Origin of the sequence: Paenarthrobacter nicotinovorans, assembly GCF_021919345.1 — a bacterium.
Taxonomy (GTDB): Bacteria; Actinomycetota; Actinomycetes; order Actinomycetales; family Micrococcaceae; genus Arthrobacter; species Arthrobacter nicotinovorans.
Genome location: NZ_CP089293.1, coordinates 849,779 through 873,359, shown reverse-complemented (window position 1 = coordinate 873,359; position 23,581 = coordinate 849,779). Strand labels below are relative to the sequence as shown.

18 protein-coding genes and 1 tRNA gene are annotated in these 23,581 nt (G+C 64.2%); 11 read left to right on the top strand and 8 right to left on the bottom strand.

The window, feature by feature from the left end; genetic code table 11:
- Positions 1–153: 153 nt before the first annotated feature.
- Positions 154–230: transfer RNA gene (locus tag JMY29_RS04180), tRNA-Thr, on the bottom strand.
- Between the two features lie 147 nt (positions 231–377).
- Positions 378–1,256 carry a DsbA family protein gene (locus JMY29_RS04175; RefSeq protein ID WP_018779880.1) on the bottom strand — a complete coding sequence of 293 codons (879 nt, stop codon included), beginning with the start codon at positions 1,254–1,256 and terminating at the stop codon, positions 378–380.
- Between the two features lie 176 nt (positions 1,257–1,432).
- On the opposite strand from JMY29_RS04175, the gene JMY29_RS04170 reads away from it, so the two are divergent.
- The 5 genes from JMY29_RS04170 (at position 1,433) to JMY29_RS04150 (ending at position 8,101) form a co-directional block, all read left to right on the top strand.
- Positions 1,433–2,929 (top strand): alpha,alpha-trehalose-phosphate synthase (UDP-forming), encoded by a 1,497-nt coding sequence (locus JMY29_RS04170; RefSeq protein WP_064723542.1) that lies wholly within the window; start codon positions 1,433–1,435, stop codon positions 2,927–2,929.
- Complete coding sequence (gene otsB / locus JMY29_RS04165) at positions 2,919–3,716, top strand: trehalose-phosphatase (RefSeq protein ID WP_189076854.1); 798 nt, start codon at positions 2,919–2,921, stop codon at positions 3,714–3,716. Before JMY29_RS04170 ends, otsB begins: the two co-directional genes overlap by 11 nt.
- A gap of 206 nt (positions 3,717–3,922) precedes the next feature.
- Positions 3,923–5,005 carry an ABC transporter ATP-binding protein gene (locus JMY29_RS04160; RefSeq protein WP_018779877.1) on the top strand — a complete coding sequence of 361 codons (1,083 nt, stop codon included), beginning with the start codon at positions 3,923–3,925 and terminating at the stop codon, positions 5,003–5,005.
- Between the two features lie 88 nt (positions 5,006–5,093).
- Positions 5,094–6,689: a beta-N-acetylhexosaminidase gene (locus JMY29_RS04155; protein ID WP_189076855.1), complete on the top strand. Its 1,596-nt coding sequence runs from the start codon at positions 5,094–5,096 to the stop codon at positions 6,687–6,689.
- Positions 6,686–8,101, top strand: a complete 1,416-nt coding sequence (locus JMY29_RS04150) for a DUF4032 domain-containing protein (RefSeq protein WP_018779875.1) — start codon at positions 6,686–6,688, stop codon at positions 8,099–8,101. The genes JMY29_RS04155 and JMY29_RS04150 overlap by 4 nt, the downstream gene beginning before the upstream one ends.
- 63 nt (positions 8,102–8,164) lie before the next feature.
- On the opposite strand, the gene JMY29_RS04145 is transcribed toward JMY29_RS04150, so the two are convergent.
- Together JMY29_RS04145 and JMY29_RS04140 are read right to left on the bottom strand one after the other, a co-directional pair.
- Positions 8,165–8,866 (bottom strand): GntR family transcriptional regulator, encoded by a 702-nt coding sequence (locus JMY29_RS04145; RefSeq protein WP_229778712.1) that lies wholly within the window; start codon positions 8,864–8,866, stop codon positions 8,165–8,167.
- Positions 8,867–8,900: 34 nt separating this feature from the next.
- The gene (locus tag JMY29_RS04140; RefSeq protein ID WP_189076856.1) at positions 8,901–10,367 is read right to left on the bottom strand and encodes a chlorohydrolase family protein; all 1,467 of its coding nucleotides are present in this window, start codon (positions 10,365–10,367) and stop codon (positions 8,901–8,903) included.
- 160 nt (positions 10,368–10,527) lie between these two features.
- Here JMY29_RS04140 and JMY29_RS04135 point away from each other — a divergent pair, with 160 nt between their 5' ends.
- From JMY29_RS04135 to JMY29_RS04110, 6 genes are all read left to right on the top strand, one after another.
- Positions 10,528–11,562 carry an ABC transporter permease gene (locus JMY29_RS04135; RefSeq protein WP_209783734.1) on the top strand — a complete coding sequence of 345 codons (1,035 nt, stop codon included), beginning with the start codon at positions 10,528–10,530 and terminating at the stop codon, positions 11,560–11,562.
- Between the two features lie 65 nt (positions 11,563–11,627).
- Positions 11,628–13,352 (top strand): ABC transporter substrate-binding protein, encoded by a 1,725-nt coding sequence (locus tag JMY29_RS04130; protein WP_039239854.1) that lies wholly within the window; start codon positions 11,628–11,630, stop codon positions 13,350–13,352.
- A gap of 80 nt (positions 13,353–13,432) precedes the next feature.
- The gene (locus JMY29_RS04125) at positions 13,433–14,434 is read left to right on the top strand and encodes an ABC transporter permease (protein WP_189076857.1); all 1,002 of its coding nucleotides are present in this window, start codon (positions 13,433–13,435) and stop codon (positions 14,432–14,434) included.
- Positions 14,431–15,483, top strand: a complete 1,053-nt coding sequence (locus JMY29_RS04120; RefSeq protein ID WP_039239850.1) for an ABC transporter ATP-binding protein — start codon at positions 14,431–14,433, stop codon at positions 15,481–15,483. Before JMY29_RS04125 ends, JMY29_RS04120 begins: the two co-directional genes overlap by 4 nt.
- An 8-nt stretch (positions 15,484–15,491) precedes the next feature.
- Positions 15,492–16,514 (top strand): ABC transporter ATP-binding protein, encoded by a 1,023-nt coding sequence (locus tag JMY29_RS04115; RefSeq protein WP_189076858.1) that lies wholly within the window; start codon positions 15,492–15,494, stop codon positions 16,512–16,514.
- A 36-nt stretch (positions 16,515–16,550) separates the two neighbouring features.
- Positions 16,551–17,780 carry an amidohydrolase family protein gene (locus JMY29_RS04110; RefSeq protein WP_189076859.1) on the top strand — a complete coding sequence of 410 codons (1,230 nt, stop codon included), beginning with the start codon at positions 16,551–16,553 and terminating at the stop codon, positions 17,778–17,780.
- An 80-nt stretch (positions 17,781–17,860) separates the two neighbouring features.
- On the opposite strand, the gene JMY29_RS04105 is transcribed toward JMY29_RS04110, so the two are convergent.
- The 4 genes from JMY29_RS04105 to JMY29_RS04090 form a co-directional block, all read right to left on the bottom strand.
- Entirely contained in the window at positions 17,861–18,346 is a 486-nt protein-coding gene (locus tag JMY29_RS04105; protein ID WP_189076860.1) for a pyridoxamine 5'-phosphate oxidase family protein, read from the bottom strand.
- A complete protein-coding gene (locus JMY29_RS04100; RefSeq protein ID WP_237567114.1) occupies positions 18,343–19,500 on the bottom strand; it encodes an MFS transporter in 1,158 nt (385 codons plus the stop codon). The genes JMY29_RS04105 and JMY29_RS04100 overlap by 4 nt, the downstream gene beginning before the upstream one ends.
- A 554-nt stretch (positions 19,501–20,054) precedes the next feature.
- On the bottom strand, positions 20,055–21,518 hold the full coding sequence (locus JMY29_RS04095) for an FAD-binding oxidoreductase (protein ID WP_189076862.1): 1,464 nt from the start codon (positions 21,516–21,518) through the stop codon (positions 20,055–20,057).
- A 113-nt stretch (positions 21,519–21,631) separates the two neighbouring features.
- On the bottom strand, positions 21,632–23,581 hold the full coding sequence (locus JMY29_RS04090) for a glycoside hydrolase family 13 protein (RefSeq protein WP_189076863.1): 1,950 nt from the start codon (positions 23,579–23,581) through the stop codon (positions 21,632–21,634).

The window sequence follows — 23,581 nt, the reverse complement described above, 5'->3', positions numbered from 1 at the left end:
CCCTCAGGGCCTTCTTCTCTGGCTCCATGGCTCCCTCTATGCAGCTGGGGAGCCCGCTGGTGTCGTCTGCCTTCTTGAAAACGTGTAGTGCCCTGCATTTCAGACAAGAAAACCCCTCCGTTCCGGGCAGAATCGCCGGAATGGAGGGGTTCGTGGAGCCCCCTGTCGGATTCGAACCGACGACCCCCGCTTTACAAGAGCGGTGCTCTGGCCAACTGAGCTAAGGAGGCACGCTCCGGCTACCCGGAACCATGCGCGAAAGAGCGCTAGATAAGGTTAGCCCAGACCATCCCCGTCAACGAAATTTGCCTGAGCAACAACGGCCGGCCACCTCAACGAGAAGGTGACCGGCCGCCGTCGTGATGTCAGATAAAGGCTTAGCCCTTTGCCGTGATGGCGGTCTGGATCTCGGCGTTCAGGTCAGTGGAACCGTCCCACTGCTTGCCGTCGACGAAGATGGTCGGCGTGCCGGTGATGCCGATTGCGGCTGCTTCTTGCGTGGCAACCTTCACCCAAGGACGGAACTGCTTGCTGTCCACGCACGAGTCGATATTGGCGGCGCCAACCTCAGTGGCCATGGCCTTCAGGTCCTTGTCGGAGATGCCTGCGCTGCCTTCGGCCGGCTGGCGTTCGAAGAGCAGGTTGAAGAAGTCCGCGTACTTCTCCGGGGAGGTGTTCGCTACGCATGCTGCGGCGTTGGCTGCGCGGGATGAGTAGTTGGTGGTGGACTGCAGGTCCAGGAACCCGAGGGGACGGTATTCGAGGGAGATCTTGCCTTCGTTGCGGAGGTTGGTCAGGGACTCTCCGTAGGTGGTCTCGAACCGCTTGCAGACGGGGCAGATGAAGTCGATGTAGGCGATCACCTTGACGGGCTTCCCGGCCTCGGCTTCGCCGCCGGGCACGGTCACCGTGGCGGGCTTGGTGGCGGGAGCGGAGGGAACATCGGCGACGTTGACGCTGCCGGGCTCCGACTTGACGACTTCGCTGCCAGCCAGCAGCGTGACGCCGCCGTGGACGTTGCCGTTGGCCGGCGTCGGGCCCTGGTCTGCAACCGGCGCGTTGTTCTGGATGTTGCCGATGACCACTGCGGCGATTATGGCAATGATGACGACGATGGCAACCACGATGCCCCAGCCGACCAGAAGCTTGTTGCGCTTCTCCTTCTTCAACTGTTCTTCGCGGATTGCTCGCGCTTTTTCCCGTGCCTGGGCGGTGCGTTCAGCCTTTGACAGGCGGGATTCGTTTGCGGGGCTCATCAGTTCCTCGGGTTACTCGACGTCGTAGTGAATAGCTAGGGCAACGGGGACAGTTTACGGGAGCCAACTTGGAGCTCTACCGCGCACCCGTCCGCCCGGTAGTTGAACGATCAACCGCCGGGGAAGATTCCGCTAGTAGGCTGGGAGTTGAGTCACAGCAACCCCAGGGAGCATTGATGCAGGATTTGGCAAGCGAGAAACTCACAACCGAAGAAGGCGTTCGGGCTTCCCCCGTCAAGAAGCCCACGGCAACCAAGTTCGATTTCATGGTGGTCTCCAACAGGTTGCCTGTCGATCGGATCAGCGACGACGGAGATGAGAAGGACGGCTGGCGCCGCTCGCCCGGCGGCCTGGTGACGGCGCTCGCGCCGATGATGACCAAGTCCGACGGCGCGTGGGTGGGTTGGCATGGCGCTCCGGATGAGACCGTGCGCCCGTTCAGCCATGAGGGCATGGACCTGATCCCCGTACAGTTGAGCAGCGATGACGTTGAACTCTTCTACGAGGGCTTCTCCAACGCGACCATCTGGCCGCTCTATCACGACGTCATCGCGCCGCCGGAGTTCCACAGGACCTGGTGGGATTCGTACCGCAAGGTCAACAGGAAGTTCGCCGACGCCGTAGCCCGGCACGCAGCACAGGACGCCACTGTGTGGGTGCAGGACTACCAACTCCAACTGGTTCCGCGCCTGTTGCGGGAATCCCGGCCGGACCTCAAGATCGGCTTCTTCAACCACATTCCCTTCCCGCCGCCGGAGATCTTTGCCCAGCTGCCGTGGCGCCGCGAAATCATCGACGGCCTCCTTGGCGCTGACCTGCTGGGCTTCCAACGCCCCAGCGACGCCGGCAACTTCATGCGCTCCGCCCGCCGCTTCCTGGGCGCCAGCGTGAAGCAGCAGCAGGTTCATGTGAAGGGCCCGGACGGGGAAGTGACCCACATCGCCAGGGCGCAGGCGTTCCCCATCTCCATTGATGTGGACCAGATCCGCGAGCTCGCCGCCAGGCCGGACATCATTGAGCGGGCCCGGCAGATCCGCACGGACCTGGGCAACCCCAAGACCATCCTCTTGGGCGTGGACCGGCTCGACTACACCAAGGGCATCCGGCACAGGCTCAAGGCTTTTGAGGAACTCCTGGCGGACGGACATATCAAGGTAGAGGACGCTACCCTCATCCAGGTGGCCAGCCCCAGCAGGGAGCGCGTGGAGCAGTACAGGCTTCTGCGCGAGGAAATCGAGGGCACCGTAGGCCACATCAACGGCACGTACGACACCATCCAGAACACGGCCGTGCGCTACCTGCACCACAGCTACCCGGTGGAAGAGATGGTGGCCCTGTATCTGGCTGCGGACGTCATGTTGGTGACGGCCTTGCGCGACGGCATGAACCTGGTGGCTAAGGAATACGTCACGGCCCGTTCCGAGGACGACGGCGCGCTGGTCCTCAGTGAGTTCGCCGGCGCAGCCGATCAGCTCAAGCAGGCCCTGCTGATCAACCCGCACGACATCGACGGCCTCAAGTCCACCATCCTGCGCGCCATCAATCTCTCCCCGAAGGAAGCACGCCGCCGCATGAAACTTATGCGCAAGCAGATCCTGGACCACGATGTCGATCATTGGTCGGCCGAGTTCCTGGCCGCCTTGGAGGAGAAGGTGGTTCGTGATGACAGCTGAGAACCTGTCGCTGTCACCGGAACTGTTGGACGCCGTCCGTCGTATTTCCGGCACGGAGCACCTGCTGGTGGCGTTGGACTTCGACGGAACCCTCTCGCCGATCGTCGACCGGGCCGAGGACGCGCGTCCCCTTCCGCGTTCGGCTGCAGCGCTTGCGAGCCTCGCCGAACTGCCACGCACGACGACGGCACTCATCTCCGGCAGGGCCCTGGACAGTCTGCGGCGGGTCGCCTCTCCGCCGGCCAACACGCTGCTGATAGGCAGCCATGGCGCCGAGGTGTGGCTGGGCGAGGGATCCCTGGGCCTGGAATTGGATGAGGACCAGCGGAAGAAACTGGCTGCCGTCCGTGAGGTGCTTGCCGAAATCGTGAACATCGCCCCCGGTACCGTCCTCGAAGACAAGCCTGCCGGAGTTGTCCTCCATACCCGGATGGCCGAGGACGACGTGGCGGAGGACGCCGTCGAGGCCGCCACGCGGGTCCTGGGCGACTATCCAGGGGTGTACCTGAAGACGGGGAAGCGGGTGTTGGAAACCTCCGTGGTCCACGCTTCCAAGGGCGAAGCCGTGGAGTTCCTCCGCCAGGCGACAGGTGCCACGGCCATCCTGTTTGCCGGGGACGACGTCACGGATGAAGACGCCATGGGCAGGCTCATGGGTGATGACGTCGGCATCAAGGTTGGCTTGGATTACACCCAGGCACAGTACCGAGTGGAGGCTCCCGTCCACGTGGCGGAGTTGCTGGAAGCGCTTTTGCGGGAGCGCCGACGGGTCACCGCAGAGGCCTGATATGTGAGCAGTTGCATATGTGATGTTCGTAACATTTAGGTAGTTAGTCAAAAAGTCTGACATACTCTTGGTTGTGATGTGACGCACAGTACCGTGCGGCGTTACACGATCCTCCCCGGCCTCAGGCCGGGGAGTTCAACTGAAGAAAATGAACCATTCACAACGGATCGTCCGGCACGTACCTGCCGGTGAAGGGATTGATAACTGTGGCTACAGTTACTTTTGATAACGCTACGCGTCTGTACCCGGGCACAGATAAGCCCGCCGTCGATAAGCTCAACATCGACATCGCCGATGGCGAATTCCTGGTCCTCGTTGGACCCTCCGGTTGCGGTAAGTCCACCTCCCTGCGCATGCTCGCAGGTCTTGAGGATGTGAACGCCGGCCGCATTCTGATCGGTGACCGCGACGTCACGGATGTTCCCCCGAAGGACCGCGACATCGCAATGGTCTTCCAGAACTACGCCCTGTACCCGCACATGACCGTTGCGGACAACATGGGCTTCGCGCTGAAGATCGCCGGCGTTTCCAAGGAAGAGCGCGCAGAGCGTGTTCGCGAAGCCGCCAAGCTTCTTGACCTTGAGCAGTACCTGGACCGCAAGCCGAAGGCTCTCTCCGGTGGTCAGCGTCAGCGTGTTGCCATGGGACGCGCAATTGTCCGTAACCCGCAGGTCTTCCTCATGGATGAGCCGCTTTCCAACCTTGACGCCAAGCTCCGCGTCCAGACCCGTACGCAGATCGCATCCCTGACCCGCCGCCTCGGCGTCACCACGGTTTACGTGACGCACGACCAGGTCGAGGCCATGACCATGGGTGACCGCGTTGCAGTCCTGAAGGACGGCTTGCTCCAGCAGGTTGACACCCCGCGCAACCTGTACGACCGCCCGAAGAACGTCTTCGTTGCAGGCTTCATCGGCTCCCCGGCCATGAACCTGCTGGAACTGCCGGTCGTCGACGGCGGCGTCCAGTTCGGCGGAACGGTTTACCCCGTGCCGCGCGACGTTCTCCAGGAAGCCCACGGCCAGACCGTTACCGTTGGTTCCCGTCCGGAAGACCTCGAGACCGTCGGCAACGGCGAAGGCCTCCAGGTTGAGGTTGACGTGGTTGAAGAACTCGGTGCCGACGCTTACGTCTACGGCCACACCATCCTTGATGGCAAGAGCCACGACATCGTCGCACGCGTCGACGGCCGCCGCCCTCCGATGAAGGGCGAGTCCATCTTCGTTCGTCCGCAGTCCGGCCACGTGCACCTGTTCGACACCAAGACGGGCCTGCGCCTGGGCGACTAATCGCGTCTGTACGTTCCGCATTGTGATGGCGGCCCGACCCTTCCGGTCGGGCCGTTATCACGTTAACCTTCTTCCCGGAAAGAACGGCATGAACACCACAGATCACCTGATTCCCCGGCCCTCCCATGTCGCACCCCAGGACGGCCCGGCTTTCACCCTCTCCCCCGGCGCCAGGATCGCGGCCGGCCATGCCGCGGCGCAGCCCGCTGAACAGTTGGCCGCGCTGCTCCGCACCGCCACCGGCTTTGCACTGCCGCTGGTTGAAGAACACCGCCCAGGAGATATCGCCTTGGAGTTGGTGGATTCGTTCGACGGCGGCCGTGAGGCTTACACACTGACCGTCGCCGAGGATGGCATCCGGCTTACCGCCTCCACCCCTGCCGGCCTGTTCAACGGACTGCAAACGCTCAGGCAGCTATTCCCCGCAGCGATCGAAGAAACCGACGCCGCCCAAAACCGCGACGCCGGCACCTGGGTGGTTCCCGCCGTCGAGATCCTCGACGCTCCGCGCTTTGCCTACCGCGGCCTCATGCTCGATGTTGCCCGCAACTTTCTCACGGTGGAGGAGGTCAAGGAGCAGATCGACGTCATGACGCAGTTCAAGTTCAATGCCCTTCACCTGCATCTGACCGACGACCAAGGCTGGCGGATCGAAATCCGCCAACCGGAAGAGAACCCGTCCGGCTTGGACTACAGCAAGCTGACCGACGTGGGCGGGCAGGGAGCGGTGGAAGTCGCCACGGCAGTTCCGCCCCGCGGCAAGTCCGGTTTCTACACCCAGCAGGATTTCAAGGAACTCCAGGCGTACGCCGCTGTCAGGAACGTCGTCGTCATTCCGGAGATCGACCTTCCCGGACACGTCAACGCCGCCCTCGCGGCCATTCCGCAGCTCAACCCGGACGGCGTCGCCAAGGACATGAGCACCACTGCCGACGTCGGCTGGTCAACACTGGACGCCTCACTCCCGGCGACCTATGAGTTCGTAGCCGAGGTCCTGGGCCAGCTTGCCGCGATAACCGTTGGCCCCTACCTGCATATCGGTGGCGACGAAGCGTTGGTAACGGGGCACCGGAACTACCTCGACATGATGCAGGAATTTGCCCGCTTGGCTTCGCTGACCGGAAAGACCGTGGTGGGCTGGAACGAGTTCGCCGAGGCAGAGCTTCCGAACGGGGCCGTGATCCAGTACTGGTTCGGAGATCTGGAAGCGATTGTCCAGCAGGCTGATACCGGCACATCCACAGTGATCATGTCGCCGGCAGCCAACACTTATCTGGACCAGAAGTACTCCCCGGAGAGTCCTGTGGGCCTTGAATGGGTCAAGGGCGGCCCCTTCACCTGGGCCGAGTACTACAACTGGGACCCGGCCCAAGGCGGCCTGACGGACCAGCAGATCCTGGGTGTCGAAGGCCCCCTCTGGACCGAGACCGTCCGCAACAATCAACAAGCACAGTGGTTGCTCTACCCACGGGCCATCTCGCTGGCGGAAGTCGCCTGGACCGGCCAGGAGTTGCGCAACGCCGGTGACTTCCGACGTCGACTGGGCGCCTTTGGTGAGCGCCTCACCAAGCAGGGCGTCGTCTTCCAGGAGGCCCCCGACGTCGAATGGTCAGCCCCGCCGCTGAACCCCTTCAAGGACGCGGGTGCGTCCGCTTCCCCTGAGTACGGAACAATTGAGGCATGAGCGAGCAAAACGAAGCCCAGTGGCACGACGAACCCACCGACTACGGGCAGATCGGCAAGCTCCCGCGGACCGAGGCTGCCAGCGCGCAGGATGCCGCCCCTCCGGCAAGCGTCATCGGTTCGCTGAACATCACGGCGGCAACGGCAGATCCGGAGTTGCTGGATCTGCCCTGGCACATTGCGTTGGAGGATTGGCCGGCTGAGAACCTTGCCGCCCTTCCCCGCGGTATTTCCCGGCACATTGTCCGGTTCGCCCACTTGGGCGGTTCGGTGATCGCCATCAAGGAAACGTCGGAGCACGTTGCACGGCACGAGTACCATATGCTGCGCAAACTGGCGCGGCTGGATGTGCCCTGCGTGGAGCCCGTAGCCGTCATTACCGGCCGCACCACGGCAGATGGCCGGCCGCTCAATCCGGTGCTGGTGACCCGGCACCTGAAGTTCTCCATGCCTTACCGCGCCCTGTTTTCGCAGATGCTCCGCAAGGACACCCTGACACGCCTTATTGATGCGCAGGCCCTCCTGCTGGTCCGCCTGCACCTGATCGGCTTCTACTGGGGCGACGTCTCGCTGTCCAACACGCTGTTCCGCCGTGACGCAGGTGCCTTTGCCGCCTATTTGGTGGACGCCGAAACGGGCGAGCTCTACCCGGACCTTTCCATGGGCCAGCGCGAATACGACCTTGAGATCGCCAGGGTGAACATCGCCGGTGAGCTCATGGACCTGCTGGACGGCGGCCTCATTGAGGAGAAGGTGGATCCTGTAGCCACCAGTGAGCTGATCATGGGCAGCTACCGCCGGTTGTGGACTGAACTGACCGAGAAGGAATCCTTCGAACTGGGCGAGCGCTGGCGCGTGGGTGCACGCATCCGGCGCCTCAACGAGCTCGGCTTCGACGTTGAAGAATACGCCATCAAGACGACGGCGGACGGCTCCACCATCCAGCTCCAGCCCAAGGTGGTGGACGCCGGGCACCACCAGCGGCGGCTGCTGCGCCTGACCGGTTTGGACGCCCAGGAGAACCAGGCCCGCAGGCTCCTGAACGACATGGACCAGTTCCGGGCCGACAACAACCCGGACCTGGACGAGGAAATCAGCGCGCACATCTGGGTCAGCCAGATCTTCGAGCCCATTGTCCGCTCCATCCCGCGCCATCTGGCGGGAAAGCTGGAGCCGGCAGAAGTCGTTCACGAGGTCCTGGAACACCGCTGGTACATGAGCCAGAAACAGGACAGGTACGTGCCGTTGGCTGAAACCGTGCAGTCCTACCTGGACACTGTGCTGCAGCACCGCCGTGACGAGGCCGCCATCATGTTGAACCCGGACACGGAACTGCTCAAGATCCTTGAGGTCGAGGTGGAGGAGTCAGGCCGGTACGACGACGAGGACGAGTACCCGGACGCCGACGACTAATGGAGTTTTTGTACAGCTAACACCCCTAAGACGGCTCCTAAAGGGCGTTATCTGGACAAAAACTCAGGGTTCCAGGGTTTCCGCGAGCCCGTTCAGCACGGGCTCGCGGCCCAGCTCGATGTGCGAGTACGCCAGTGAATACGCCAGGTCCGGCTTGCCCTTGAGGATCGCGTTGCAGAGTTCCGTATGCTCGTCGCGTTGGAGTTCGTTGCTGCGGTTGTGCGTGAGCCCGAAAATCCAGCGCATCCGCCCAAACAGCGGCTTCACGGATTCGATGAGGAGCCTGTTCCCTGACAGGCGCACGATCTCGGCGTGAAGCTCTGCGCTGATCACGGCTACATCCTCGGTCCGGTCCTCGTCGATGGCGGCGTTGGAGGCCTCCATGAGTTCCTCCAACCGGCCGCCGTCGCTGCCCTCGGCCACCCGGGTGGCGGCCATCCTCGCGGCGAAGGTTTCCAAGCACAGGCGGATATCAAAGAGCTCATTGACGTCCGTGAGAGTCAGCTGGCGGACCACCGCCCCGCGGCGCGGGAAGGTCTCCACGAAGCCGTCCTGCTCCAGGCGCTGGATGGCCTCACGGACCGGGATGCGGGAGACGCTGTAAATCTCTGAGAGTTCGCGTTCGCGCAGCCGCACGCCTTGGGCGTACTTGCCCGTGACAATGCCCTCCAGTACCAATTGGTAGACGTTCTCTGCGCGGGCCTCGTCATCGCGGCCATTCCCGGTTTCCGGCATCGCCTCAGCCACTGTGGAACTTCCCTTCATCACTGCGTACGCTGCCGCCACCGGACGGCGCCGGTCAGCGTTCCAACCGAGCATACACGGGCGGAAACAGCTCATCGGCCGGGCGGTTCCCAAAGTCACGGCTGCTGTAGGCTCCACGCATCCTGTCGAATAATTCCTGCCCCTTGGACCGCCAAAAGGCCAGGTCAACGCCTTCGATCGTCCCGTCAACCATGATGGTCCGGCCTGCCACGACGGACAGCACGGCCTGGCGGGCTGTGCCGTTGAGAAGGAGGGTCCGCAGCGGGTCGTCGTGGACGCCGTCGCGGACGTCTTCCAAGGAGAACGCCACCAGGTCAGCCTGGGCGCCGGGCTCAAGCCGGCCCAGGTCCGGGCGCCTCAAGGCGTGGGCACCGCCCAGCGTGGCGGCGTCGAAGTATCCGGCGACGTCTCCGGCGTCGTTGCTTCCGGCGAGGATTTTGGCGAGCTGCACGCCGGCATCGATGCCCCGGATGAGATCGGGCGGGAACGAGTCCGTGCCCAGCGAAATGTTGATGCCCGCGCTCTTGTAGGCGTTGAAGGAGTCCAATGTACTGCCGTAACGCATGGAGGTGAGGGGGCAGTGGATGATGCTGGCGCCGCTGTCCGCCAACTGCGCGAGGTCGCCGCGATCCTCGCCATGGACCGCAGGGTTCCTGTCCGTGTAGGTGGCGTGCGGGATCAGGAGCCGCTCGTTGAGGAGGCCCACCTGGTCGAGGAGTTCCAGTGGCGTTACGCCGTGCCAGTCCTGGATGAGTTGTCGCTCCACGAGCCCTTGCAGGGAGTGCAGGCGCACCAGCACGTCCCGCTCGCTGGAAGCTGCGGCAGTGGCTTTGAGCAATTCGATGTCCAGCGTCTCAATGCGGCACGGGAGCAGGACTCCGTTGACCAAGGGATCGTTGAGCTCGTTCGCGTGGTCAATGAAGCGCAAGGCGTCGGCAAGACCCTCACGGCCGCGGTCGTCGTCGAACATGACTGAACGGCTGCCATCGTCCAACACGACGTTCACGCCCGAGCGGTAGGCCGGGCCGAGGTAACCGCGCAGTCCCAGCCGCCGGCTGGTCTCCGCCATGCCCACCAGCTCCTCGAACGATTCCGCCCATTCGGAGTGCACTTCGGAGGCGATGGGCATGTAGGTGGTGATCCCGTGCAGGACGAGTTGGATCAGGGCGTACTCACGGATCTGCTGGCGTTCCCCGGCCGTGAAGACATCGGTGCGGCGGTTACGGAAATAGTCCTCGGACCACTGGTGGCCTTTGGCTTGCTCAGCGCCGGCCCAGCTGTCCAGGATGAGGTGATCGATGTCGGTCAGGGCATCGAGATCGATCAGGCCGGGCATGAGCAGCGCATCCCCCATGTGCCGTTCCTCGTCCACAGGACCGGTGAAGTCATGGCCCACGAAGTCGATGGTGTGGCCGCTGTAGACCACGCACGCGTTTTCCAGCAGCACGTGATGTCCGTTGTGGTGGCCCAGCACGTAGCGGGCGGTGACCTTTGTGCGCACGTCGTCTCCTGTTTCCTGTCCCGTCCGGACAACTCGTATTACTCTCTGGTATTCCAAACAGTACATTATTTGTGATTTACATCGCATGAATCCTGCTCTAGTCTATTTTGGTATACAAGAACTCCGGAGCAAGCTCCTGATCACGAAACGAGCAGAACCGTTGACCCAGATACAGTCCGTCGAACCAAGTACCGGCAGTCCGCCGCTGCCTCCGGCAACGACGCCGGAAGGCAAAGTGGCGGCACCTGCCGAAGCCCGCTCACTGCTCGCCACCGCATGGATGCGGATCCGACGCAGCAAGGTGGCACTTCTTAGCCTGTGCGTCGTGGTGGCAATCCTGTTGTTCGCCATCCTTGCCCCTGTGCTCAGCGCCATGTCCGGCAACGATCCCTACACGTCCAACACCAGCCCCGAAGTCCTGGACGACTTCCAAACACCCGGGCTGCCCCTCCCAGGGTTCATGTACCCCTCGGCGCAGCATTGGTTGGGTGTGGAGCCCGGACTGGGCCGGGACCTCTTCGCGCGGCTTGCCTACGGCGGCCAGGTCTCCCTGACCATTGCGCTGCTTTCCACTGCAGTCTCCGTGGTCCTCGGCACGGTCCTTGGCGCAGCCGCCGGCTACTTCGGCGGCAAGACAGACGCAATCATCAGCCGGATCATGGACCTGTTCCTCGCGTTCCCGCACCTGCTCCTGGTGCTCTCGCTGACACCCATCCTGCAGTCACGGCTCCGCGATACCCCGCTGGGCGAAGGCAGCTTCCTGCCCATGGCCTCGCTGGTGATCATTCTGGGCTTCTTCGGCTGGGCCTACCTTGCACGCATCGTCCGCGGCCAGGTGCTGAGCCTCCGCGAGCGCGAATTCGTGGAAGCCGCCCGATCCTTCGGTGCCTCCCACCTCAGCGTCCTCTTCCGGCAGATCATCCCCAACGTCATGGGAGTCGTCCTTGTGTACGCCACCATGCTGATCCCCACCAACATCTCCGCCGAAGCGGCACTGTCCTTCCTCGGCGTCGGTGTCAAGGACCCCACACCGTCGTGGGGCCAGATGCTCAACGCCGCCCAGTCCGGCAACTGGTACCTCAGCGACCCGTGGTTCCTGGCAGTACCGGGCATCATGCTCATCGTCACCGTGCTGGCCTTCAACCTCCTAGGCGACGCCGTCCGGGATGCGCTGGATCCCAAGTCCTCCCGCTGACAAAGAACCCCGCCGACAAATTCCGCACCATTCCCCGCATCGCCCCACCCTCTACAAGGAGCATCATGAAAACCCCCGCAAGAGCCCTTGCTCTTTCCGTGCTGATTGCCGTGGCAGCCACCGGCTGCGGCGCCGGCCAAAACCAGCCGGGCAACTCCAAGCCCGCAGAGTCCGTCACCGAACTGGCCCCCAATGTGGTCAAGTCCGGCTTCACTTCCAAGGGCGGAAACCTCAACGTCCTGATGTCCTCCGATTTCCAGACCCTGGACCCGGGCAACAGCAACTACGTCCAGACGGCCAACGTCGGCCAGCTGTATTACCGCACGCTCACCATGGCCAAGGAAACAGCGGGCCAACCGCCAACGGTCGTCCCGGACCTCGCCACGGACACGGGCAAGGTCTCCGATGACGGCCTCAGCTGGACGTTCACCCTCAAGGACGGCGTGAAGTTCGAGGACGGAACACCCATCACCTCCGCCGACATCAAGTACGGAGTGGAACGCACCTTCGCCCAGGATGTCTTCACCCAGGCGCCGCAGGAGTTGAATGCAGCGCTCGACGCCGGCGGGTACAAGGGTCCGTACAAGGATCCTGCCGCTGTGCTTCAGGCTGTTGAAACGCCCGACGAGCGCACCGTGGTCTTCCACTTGAAGAAGCCCTTCGCCGAGTTCCCGGCCTTGGCGTCGCGCTCCAACACGGCTCCGGTCCCCAAAGCCAAGGACACCAAGCTGGACTACACCAACCATCCCGTTTCCTCGGGCCCATACATGGTGGAGTCCTACAACCGCGGCAAGTCCCTCAAGCTGGTCCGCAATCCGCACTGGGATCCGGCAACCGACCCCAACCGCTCCGCCCTCCCGGACACTTTCAGCTTCTCCCTGTCCACGTCCCAGGCCACCATCAGCCAGCAGTTGCTTGCCGACTCGGACCCCAACGCCATCACGCTCGACTCCAACGGCGCGCTCCAAACCTCCGACTCCGCAAAGCTGGCGGATGCCAAGGTCAAGGACCGCGTAGCTTCGGGCCTGCTGGGCTGCAACGACGTCCTGAGCCTGAACACCCAGAAGATCAAGGACCCGGACGTCCGCAAGGCGATCGCCTTGGCCCTGGACCGCCAGTCCATCCTGGTGCAGTACGGAGGACGCCGCTTCGGCGAGATCACCCAGAGCCCGCTGAACTCCAAGATGCGCGGCTACGTGGAAACGGAGCTGGAACTGGACCCCACCGGCAAGCCCAAGCTCGAGGAAGCCAAGAAGCTCCTGGAAGGCAAGGACTACCCCAAGACCCTGACGTACGGCTACGCCAACAACCGGGACGCCTTCAAGAACACCGGCACAGTGGTCCAGCAGAACCTCAAGGCCCTGGGCATCGACGTGGAACTGGTTCCGATTCCCGCCCCGAACTACTACTCGGTCCTTGCCAGCGAACAGCTCCCGGACATGGGCCGCTCAGGCTGGTGCGGTGGCGCCGACCCGGCATCGGTCCGCACCTCCGCCGACCCTCTGTTGGGACCGAACAATGAGGGCACCAGCTACGGCTTCTCCAACACCTCCCGTTACTTCGACCCCGTTGTGTCCAAGGCCATGTTCGATCTGCGCAACACGGACGGCACCTCCGAGGAACTTGGCAAGAAGTGGGCAGAGGCCTTCGGTTCTGCCTTGAAGACCTACCCGATCGTCCCGCTCATCCGCAGCCACACGAACAGCGTGGTCGGTTCGAATGTCCGCAATGCCCAGGTGGGCTACTTCTTCGGCGGCATCGACCTCTCCATCGTCGGCGTCGAGCAGTAACCGGCTTTGACAACCATTCGGGCATAGTCCAGAAGGAGAAGCGGGCCGCCTGCCACGGCGGGCGGCCCGCAACCACCACCATGATGACTTTCATTCTTCGCCGGACCGGATCGCTGGTCCTGCTGCTTGCCGCCGTCAGTTTCATTACGTTCACGCTCTTCCAGCTCGGTCCGTCTGATCCCGCCGCCGCAGCCTGCGGCCAGGAGTGCACTCCCGAACGCGTGGCTGAAGCCCGCGTAGCCCTGGGCATGGACCAGCCATTCCTTATCCAGTACATCGACTACATCCGCGGCTTCTTCTCCTCGCGCATGATCGGCGCTCCGGGAGCCCAGACGCTTTGCGAATGGCCCTGCCTCGGCAAGTCGTTCCAAACCAATGAGAACGTTGCCGACATCATCGGCCGCTCGCTCCCCTACACCTTCTCCATGGCCATCGGCGCGCTGGTCCTGTGGACCATCACCGGCGTCGGACTGGGTCTGCTGGCCGCCCTCCGCAAAGGAACGCCGGTGGACAAGTTCATCGTGGGTGCTGCCTCAGTGGGGGTCTCGCTGCCCATCCCGGTCACCGGCTTGTTTCTGCTGTTCCTGTTCGTCAACCAGCTGCATCTCCTGCCGTTCACCACCAACGAAATCAACAGCCCGTTCGGACCGCAGGGTCCCGGAGCCTGGGTGGCCAACTATCTGTTGCCGTGGATCGCCTTGGCTGTCCTGTTCAGCGCCTCCTATATCCGCGTCACCCGAACCAACATGATTGAAACCTTTGGCGAGGACTTCATCAGGACCGCCCGTGCGAAAGGCCTGGCACCCCGGACGGTCACGTTCAAGCACGGCGTCCGTGCGGGCATCACCCCGGTTGTCACCATGCTCGGAATGGACATCGGCCTCCTTCTCGGCGGAGCGGTCCTCACTGAACAGATCTTCTCCGTCCCGGGCCTGGGCTTCACGGCAGTGCATGCGGCCATCTCCGGCGACCTTCCAGTCACCATGGCCATCACCATGCTGGCCGCGTTCTTCGTCATCGTTGCGAACGTCGCCGTGGACCTCGCCTACGCCGCCATCGATCCCCGAGTGAGGCTCCAATGACCCAGCTTCAGACCAACACCGCGAGCGCTACTGCCGGAAGTACAGCAACCGCTGCTTTCCTTGAAGTCCGCGGTCTCACAGTGAAGTTCCCTACGGATGACGGCGTTGTCTCCGCAGTGAACGGCATGGACTTCGCCCTGGAACGTGGCGAGACCCTGGGCATCGTGGGTGAATCCGGATCCGGGAAGTCCGTCACCAGCCAGGCCTTGATGGGCCTGCTCAAAGGCACCTCCGCGCAGGTGACCGGGCAGGCCATGTTCCAAGGCAAGGACCTGGTGACGCTGCCCGAGTCCGCCATGCGCAAGCTCCGCGGCCGCAACATCGGAATGATCTTCCAGGATCCACTGTCGGCACTGCACCCCTTCTACACTGTGGGCCACCAGATTGCCGAGGCCTACCTGGTCCACAACAAGGCGAGCAAAAAGCAGGCCCGGGCGGCCGCCGTCGACATGCTGGGAAGGGTGGGTATCCCCAGCCCGGAGCAGCGCTTCGACGAGTACCCGCACCACTTCTCCGGTGGAATGCGTCAGCGCGCCATGATCGCGATGGCGCTGATCTGCGAGCCGGAGCTGCTGATTGCCGACGAACCCACCACCGCCCTGGACGTGACTGTCCAGGCGCAGATCCTGGACCTCATGTCAGAGCTCCAGGAGGAAACGAACTCTGCGCTGATCCTCATCACGCACGACCTCGGCGTAGTGGCCGAGGTCTGCGACAACGTGCTGGTCATGTACGGCGGCCAGTGCGTCGAGTCCGGGCCGGTGGACGACATCTTCTACGACACCCGGCATCCATATACCCTGGGCCTGCTCAACTCCATGCCCACGCTGAACAGCGCCGCAGGCCGGCTGAACCCGATACCCGGCCAGCCGCCGTCGCTCCTTGACCTGCCCAAGGGGTGCATCTTCAGCGCGCGGTGCCAGTACGCCGAACTCGTCGGCGACGGCGTCTGCGCCAAGCAGCGTCCGGAGCTGACAATCGACGACGGCCACGGCCAACGCTGCCACTTGAGCGGCCCGCAGATCATCACCATCCGGAATTCGCGTTAGGACCAGCCGTGGAACATGAACCAATTCTCCAGGTGGAGAACCTGCAAAAGCACTTCCCGCTGAAGGGCGGGTTTCTGCCAGGAGCCGTCAAGCGATCGGTCAAAGCGGTCGACGGCGTGTCCTTCAGTCTCGCCCGCGGCCAGACTTTGGGGCTCGTGGGTGAGTCCGGTTGCGGCAAGTCGACCACCGGCCGCATGGTGGCCCGGCTTATGGACCCGACGGCCGGGCGGATAGTGATCGACGGCGTGGACATCAGCCAGTTGCGCGGCCGGGAGCTGTACAACTTCCGCCGCAAGGTCCAGATGATCTTCCAGGATCCTTTCGCTTCCCTGAATCCGCGGCAGAGCGTGGGCACAGCCATTGCCGCTCCCATGGTGGCGCAGAAGATCAACCCGCCTGGCGGCCTGAAGAACCGGGTCAAGGAACTTCTGGACCAGGTTGGCCTGAAGCCGGAACACTACAACCGGTTCCCGCATGAGTTCTCCGGTGGCCAACGCCAACGCGTGGGTATTGCCCGGGCCATTTCCCTGAACCCGTCGGTCATTGTGTGCGATGAGCCCGTCTCCGCGCTGGATGTCTCCGTGCAGGCCCAGGTGGTGAACCTCCTGCAGCAGATCCAGCAGGACACCGGCGTTTCCTACATTTTCATCGCCCACGATCTCTCCGTGGTCCGGCACATTTCCCACGAAGTTGCGGTGATGTACTTGGGCAAGATCGTGGAGCAGGGACCCCGCGACGAGCTCTTCCGGAACCCCCTGCATCCATACACCAAGGCCCTGCTCTCGGCAGTGCCCCTGCCGGATCCAAGGGCTGCCCGGGAACAGGTGAAGATCCGGCTTCGCGGCGACCTGCCCTCTCCTGCCAATCCGCCCAGCGGCTGTGTCTTCCGGACCCGTTGCCCCTTGATCGGGACCCTTCCGGAAGAACAACGCCAGCGCTGCATCGACGAGATTCCAACACCGGCGACGCCCGGCGCGCCGGCCTGCCACCACGCGGGTATGGCCGCAACGGCCCTGGCGGGCGTGAAATAGACGCAGTCAATTGATCCACAACCAAAGGAGCAACCATTGAATACCCTGATCCGTGCGGTCCGCCCGTGGGGGCAAGCGCTCAGCGATGTCACCATCGTCGCGGGTGAAGCAGGCGGCAAGATCACCGGCGTCGAACCTCATGACCCGGACCGCGCCGTTCCAGCCGGCGTGACCGTAGTGGAGGGACGCGGACGCTTGCTGCTGCCCTCCTTCTCCGATGTCCACGTCCACCTCGATTCCACCCGGATCGGTTTGCCGTTCCGCGAGCACACCGGCGGTCCGGGTGTGTGGACCATGATGATGAACGACCGGCAGAACTGGCGCAACGCCGAGGTGCCACTGCAGGATCGCGTGAACGACACCCTGGGGAGGATGATCGCGAGGGGCACCACCCGGGTCCGCTCCTACGCACAGGTTGACGTGGACTGCAGGCTGGAACGCTTCGACGCCGTTGCTGCCGCCAAGGAGAAGTTCGCCGGCCAGGCTTCGGTGGACATTATTGCTTTTCCCCAAGCCGGCTTGTTACTGGAGGAAGGGACGGTGGAACTCATGGAGGAAGCGCTCAAGGCCGGTGCCAACGTGATGGGTGGCATTGATCCCTGCACCCTGGACCGGGACCCTGCGAGGCACCTCGACATCGTGTTCGGCCTCGCCGAGAAGTACCAGGTCCCCATTGATATCCACCTTCACGAACCCGGCGAACTCGGCGTCTTCAGCACGGACCTCGTGCTGGAACGGACGCAGGCCCTGGGGATGCAGGGCAAGGTGACCATGTCCCACGCCTACCAACTGGGCAGCGTCAATGAGGCCACCACGCGCAGGCTGATTGACGCCTTCGCAGAGCTTGATGTCTCCCTGGCTTCGGTGGCTCCAGCTGCTGCCGGCCAGTTGCCCATCCCGCTGCTGACCGAGGCCGGGGTACGGCTCGGCCTGGGCGAGGACGGCCAGCGTGACTACTGGTCCCCCTACGGCAACACCGACATGCTGGACCGGACGTGGCAGCTCGCTTTTACCCATGGCTTCCGCAAGGACGAGTTGATCGAGCACTGCCTGGCCATCGCCACCATCGGCGGAGCGAGCATCCTGGACCCCGCCGCGACCCGGCTGAAGGACACGGCCCACCGTCCCGGCGTCGAGGTTGGCGATCCGGCGGAACTGCTCCTGGTGGACGGCGAAACTGTGGCGTCCACGGTGATGGACCGGGGCAGGGACCGCACGGTCATCCACGCCGGCAAGGTAGTGGCCGACCAGCTGGAACTCGTCTAGCCGGCACGAAACCCGCCCCTGACCAAGCTCCCGCCCCGCCAGGGGAAGAAGCCGGACAGGGGCGGGTTTCTTGGTTCGGCCTATTCGGCGCGGGCCGTGGGGGCGTTATCGAGCGGCGTCCACCAGGTCACGGCAGGAGTCACCGTGAAACGCCGTCCCGTTACTTTGTTGGGCGTGATGCGGATGAACTGGTCCTTTTGCCCTGCCTCCCAGGGAAAGAGCAGGAGCCCGATGGTGTCCAGCACCTCCTGGGTCAGTTTCACGGCCGACGCCTGGCCTTTGACCACCACGCTCCACGCCACTCCCGTTTCGGCATTGACCCCATCGGCTTCGATGGCCACTGGCGCGTCGCCGAGGGCAGCGTGGAGCTTGGTACCCTCGCCGGTCCGGAACACCATGGTGCCGTGGTCAACCTTGTAGTTCACGGGGAAGATGTCCGGGTGGTCGTCCACCCACACGGCAAGCCTGCCCACTGAGACGCTCCGGAGGAGCTCCCAACATTCGTTGGTTTCAAGGATTTCGGTGGCGGGTGTTGCTGGCTGGTTCGTCCTTGATGAGTTCGTCATAACGCCGAGGATACGCCGCGGGGGTCCGCCCCGACAGGCCCGGCCGGCTCCAGGGCTGAGTCGGCTGATCCCACGCTGACCAATGGTCCGCGGATTGCGAAGAATCCAGCACCGGCCAGCACCACAGCTTCCGCGGCAAGCACGCAGAACGTCACCTCCCACCCTCCGGTCACCGCATGCAGCAACCCTGCCAGCAGCGGGCCGAGGGAGGCCAGGGCGAATCCGAAGCCCTGGCTCATGGCCGATAGCCGCCCGGCAGATTGCGGCCCGGCTGACCGGATCACCACCAGGGCCATGGCCAATCCGAAGCCTGCGCTCTGGACAACCCCCAAAACCCCGACGGCGATGAACTGCAGTTCTGTCGGTGCCGTGAGGACTCCCAGGAGGGCAACGGCCACCGACAACCCCAGTCCCGGCGCCATGACCCGCAGGATACGCGGGCGGCTGGCAAGGACCGGGGCCAGCAAACTGGCCGGGAGTCCCGCCAGGCTGAACCAAGCGAGCAATGCCGCAGAGTCGGCTGGCGAAAGACCCCGGGATACCAGGTACACGGCCAGCCACGACGTGATGGCGAAGTACAGCATCGCCTGAAGACCGAAGAACGCCGTGACAGCCCACGCCGTGCGCTGTCTCCGCAGCGGTGTGGCTGCACCGGAGGCTCCGGAAACCGTACCCGCAGCGGCGGGTGCCGCCGTCGGCCGTCCTCCGGACCGATGGATCAGGAAGGCGCCGATCAAGGCGGGCACCGCCCACACCGCGAGGGCTGAGGGCAGGTTTCCGCCAAAGGCCTGCTCCAGGGGCTGAACGAGTCCCGCGCCCAGCGCAGCGCCGAGACCGAATCCCATGGTGCACAGGCCAGTCCACCAGCCGGTGCCGCGATTGGCTTTGACGATCTGCGGTACCAGCACACTTGCGGTCATGATCGCCGAGCCCGCCAGGAATGTACCGGACAACAGCAGCGCAGGCACCGTCGCACGAACGATTAAGGCCGCCGCCAGTACCAACAGGGCCACCGCAACGGCACGCCCGGTTCCGACCCGCCGGGCCAGCCAAGGCCCGATCGGACCCGAAATGCCAAAGGCCAGCACCGGCAGAGTCCCCAGCAGCGGAAGCAGCGCAGGATCCAGCCCAAACACCCCGGGAACCTGATTCATCACCCCGGCGACGGTGGTAATGGCTGGCCGGAGATTGATGGAAACCATCACGAGAGCAAGCAGCACGAGCCCCGTAGCGAGTCGGCCCCCACTCCCCAAAGGTAGGACACCAGCTCTGCGCCGTTCTTCCACGTCAATCTCCTCATAGCCACTTTGGTATACCAAGTAAGACTATGAGGAGATTGGCGGAAAGTAAATGCAGGGAATCGGCGGAGTGTAATAAGCGGTCGGTAAAATTTGGGATACCAGTGGGTGCCCAAGGCGCACAGCCCCAAAGGGCCGGAACGCGGCAGCGCGCGTCCAAGGTGGGCAGCCTACGTCACCGCCCCAAAGGGCCGGAACGCGGCAGCGCGCGTCCAAGGTGGGAAGGCTACGTCACCGGCCCAAAGGGCCGGAACGCGGCAGCGCGCGTCCAAGGCGGGAAGGCTACGTCACCGGCCCAAAGGGCCGGAACGCGGCAGCGCGCGTCTAAGGGAGGCACGACCGAGCGCGCAGAGCGTTCTGGCCCTTTGGGCCGCCCACGCGCCCACGCGCCCACGCGCCCACGGACTGCCCTAGATGGCCTTCCCCGGATTCAGGATCCCCTGCGGATCGAACAACTCCTTGATCCGCCGCTGCAACTCACGCACCGGCTCAGGCTGCTCAAGCCCCAGCCAGCGGAGCTTGTACTGCCCGATCCCGTGCTCGCCCGTGATGGTCCCGCCCATTTCCAGGCCTACCCGGATGGATTCGTCGAGGGCGGCGTTGAGGCGGACCAGTGCGTCGGCATCCGTGGCGGGGTCTACCCGGTCCATCCAGAACGTGGGGTGGAGGTTGCCGTCGCCGGCGTGGGCCACTACTTTGAGGCGGACCTGGAAGCGTGCGGCCATGGCTTCCAGTTCGGCGACAAAGTCCACCAGGCGTGAACGCGGCACCGCGATGTCTTCCCCTACCCTGAACTCGTCGTCGACTTCCACGCCGCGGCTGTTGCGGCGCAGTTCCACCAGCATTTCCGCTTCGGCGCTGGCTTCGGTGGTGACTGTGGCGCCGCCCGCGGCGAGGACCTCCCGGACTACGTCGGCCTCCGCAGCGGCGCCGAAGCCGTCGGTCTGGATGAGGAGCAGGGACTTGCCGCGCTTTTGCAGGTCGCCTCCGTGCAATTCGTCCAATTGCTCAAGTGTGCCGTTGTCCAAGAGTTCCATGATGGCGGGTTGTACCCTCGCCCGGCCAACGGCCAGCACTCCGGCGGCAGCGTTGCGGAAGTCCTGGTAGAACGCAGCGATGGTGTGGACTTCGCGCGGGAGGTACTTCAGCCGGACAGTTATCCCGACCACGATGCCCAGGGTTCCCTCGGAGCCCACCAGCAGCGCGGTCAGGTCGTAGCCTGCCACGCCCTTGAAGGTCTGGTGGCCGGTGTGCATAAGCGAACCGTCCGCCATGACAACATCCAGCGCCAGCACGGAATCGCGTGTCACACCGTACTTGGCGCAGCGCAGGCCTCCAGCGTTCGTGGCCACGTTGCCGCCGATGGTGGACATTTTGTAGCTCGCCGGGTCGGGCGCATACATGAGGCCGTGCGGGGCGGCGGCGGCGTTCAGCTCGGCGTTGATGACGCCCGGTTCGACGACGGCGGTCTCGTCATCGGGGTTGAGGTCCAGGATGCGGTTCATCCGTTCCAGGCTCAGGACGATGCAGCCTTCGGTGGCGTGCGCTCCTCCCGATACGCCGGTTCCCGCGCCACGGGCGACGATCGGCACGTGATGGGCGGCGCAGCTGCGAACCACGTGCTGGACATCCTCTACGGATTCTGCCCACACAACGGCCAATGGAAGGTGTCGCTCCACTGTGGGCCCTTGGTCGATTGAGTAGACCGTGAGGGTTTCTTCGTCCCGGGCGAGTTGGCGGTCTTCAAGGCCGTTGGCCAGTTCCGCCAGGAAGTCCCTTTGCGCGGCCGTGTGCCGTGCAGTTTCTGTTCGGCCGACTGTGCGGCTCCTGACGCTTTCTCCTGATGTTCCGGCGATAGCCGTTTCGTCCGACAAGACATTCCCTCCACATGTGCACCGCGGACACGCCAAACCGGCAGTCTTCGCAGTGTTTTCTGTGGTGCCAGTCTAGCCAGACCGGCGTCGGCCGGCACGGAACCTGGCGCCCCCTACCGGCCCGGCACTGCGGTTCCCGGGAGCTCCCAGACGCCGGCCGACGGCCCTTCCGCCCTCAGCCGCACGCCGTCGACGCCGGTTGGTCCGGCCGGTGCCGACGTCACCGTCCCGGACTGGTGCCGTGGCGCGGCCAGCAGGGCCCGCAATTGCGGTTCGGACAGGACAGAGGAATCCATGACGACAGTGGCGTCGCACCTCGCGGCGAAGACCAGCGCTGAGGTCCCGGAGCATTCACGGATGAAGACCAGGGCATCCCCTTGGGCGTGGAGCCATCGGATCCCGCCGTCGCCCAGTGCCGGCAGCTCTTTGCGGAGCCGTCCCAGGGTGGCGTAAGCCGAACGCAAGTCCTTGCCCACCCGTTCCGGGGCGTCCCAGGGCATGGGGGCCCGGGAGTCTTCGCCGTTGAACCCTTCCAGGCCGAACTCATCGCCGGCGAACATGACGGGAACGCCCGGCAGGCAGAAGGCGAGTACTGCGCCCACTTCCGGGCCGCCGTCGATCATGACCGTTGCCGCCCGGGCGGTGTCGTGCGTGTTCAGGGCGTTCATGTTGTTTTGTCGCACACCCCAGCTAAATCCGGCGGACAGATCCTGGTGGGTGGCCAGGAAATCTTCCGCGCCGATCCTGTTTGGCCCTGTTTGGGGCGAGCCGAAGAAGTTCACATCCGGAGCGTCCTTGGCGAGCCAGGACCACAAGGGGCGGGTGAAGTTGGAGTACGTCATGGCACCCTGCCAGTGTTCACCGGTGACATCGGGGGCTGCGTCGGACGTGGACTCGGCCAGCAGGGCAGCGTCCGGGTTGATCTCGCGAACCCGGTCCGCGATGAGCCGGGCTACTTCGTGATTGAGGTCCACGGATCCGAGGCGCCCGGTCATGTTGCCGACGTCGATCCGCCAACCGTCCAGGCTGAATGGTGGCTTGAGCCAGCGCGCCACCACCGAGTCTTCGTCGGTGATGAAGCGTCGGCGCAGAGCATCCGAGGCCCAGTTGAACTTGGGCAGCGACGGCACTCCCCACCAGGACTCGTAGCTGGAATGGTCGGCGCTGAAGTAGTAGTAGCCGGCTTCCTTCGAGCCCGGATCTGCGAGCGCCTTCACGAACCACTCATGCGCAGCGCCCGAGTGGTTCGCGGTGAGGTCCCCCAGGACCTTGATCCCGCGTGCGTGCGCCGCTTCCACCAGCTGCACCAGGGCCTGGTCCCCGCCCAGGAGCGGGTCCACCGAGTCGAAAGTGGATGCGTCGTAACGGTGGTTGGAGCGGGCCGGAAAGAACGGAGTCAGGTACAGGACATCGACGCCCAGCTCCCGGAGGTGATCGAGCTTGCCCGTGATTCCCGGCAGGTCTCCCCCGTAGAACTGAGTAGCTGCCTGCCCGCCCGTCCCGACAACCGGCTCATCCCAGGAACATCCGATGGCCCAATCGGGAACAGGGTGGCCATCTGCCTGCTCCGAGCGGGCGAACCTGTCCGGGAACACCTGGTACATGGTGCCTCGGCGGAGCCACTCCGGCGCCGGGGCAAACGTTGTCACCCTGAAATCGGCGGCGTCGGACACATCGCGCCGGAAAAGCCCTTGGGCGTTGAGGTTCCAGTAGCTCCGCCCCACCGTGCCAGATACCGCCGTGCCAGATACCGCCGTGCCGGCGGGAGCGCCGTCGTCGTGCGCTTCTGTGACTTCCAGCAGGAAGCGGTACTTGGCCACGGGATTGGCTACCAGCATCGCCGCTTCCCACCATTCCCAGCCGTCGGCCGTGCCCAGCCGGATGGCGGCGTCGTAGCGCGGCTCGCCGTCCTGGACGGACCGGACCCAGACCTTCGACGCCGGACCCCACCCCTGGGGGACGCGTACCCGGAGGCGGACGGTATCGCCAAGGGATACGGACTGAGGGGAGGACGTGGAGACGAAGAGGCTGGAGCCGTCGTGGTGCGGAAGCGCGATGGGCAT

Bases quoted from the DNA above. Each gene is read 5' to 3' on its own strand.
- JMY29_RS04120 (WP_039239850.1), top strand. From the start codon at position 14,431: ATGACCCAGCTTCAGACCAACACCGCGAGCGCTACTGCCGGAAGTACA.
- JMY29_RS04155 (WP_189076855.1), top strand. From the start codon at position 5,094: ATGAACACCACAGATCACCTGATTCCCCGGCCCTCCCATGTCGCACCC.
- JMY29_RS04170 (WP_064723542.1), top strand. From the start codon at position 1,433: ATGCAGGATTTGGCAAGCGAGAAACTCACAACCGAAGAAGGCGTTCGG.
- JMY29_RS04175 (WP_018779880.1), bottom strand. From the start codon at position 1,256: ATGAGCCCCGCAAACGAATCCCGCCTGTCAAAGGCTGAACGCACCGCC.
- JMY29_RS04150 (WP_018779875.1), top strand. From the start codon at position 6,686: ATGAGCGAGCAAAACGAAGCCCAGTGGCACGACGAACCCACCGACTAC.
- JMY29_RS04145 (WP_229778712.1), bottom strand. From the start codon at position 8,866: ATGAAGGGAAGTTCCACAGTGGCTGAGGCGATGCCGGAAACCGGGAAT.
- JMY29_RS04130 (WP_039239854.1), top strand. From the start codon at position 11,628: ATGAAAACCCCCGCAAGAGCCCTTGCTCTTTCCGTGCTGATTGCCGTG.
- JMY29_RS04105 (WP_189076860.1), bottom strand. From the start codon at position 18,346: ATGACGAACTCATCAAGGACGAACCAGCCAGCAACACCCGCCACCGAA.
- JMY29_RS04100 (WP_237567114.1), bottom strand. From the start codon at position 19,500: ATGAATCAGGTTCCCGGGGTGTTTGGGCTGGATCCTGCGCTGCTTCCG.
- JMY29_RS04125 (WP_189076857.1), top strand. From the start codon at position 13,433: ATGATGACTTTCATTCTTCGCCGGACCGGATCGCTGGTCCTGCTGCTT.
- otsB (WP_189076854.1), top strand. From the start codon at position 2,919: ATGACAGCTGAGAACCTGTCGCTGTCACCGGAACTGTTGGACGCCGTC.
- JMY29_RS04090 (WP_189076863.1), bottom strand. From the start codon at position 23,581: ATGCCCATCGCGCTTCCGCACCACGACGGCTCCAGCCTCTTCGTCTCC.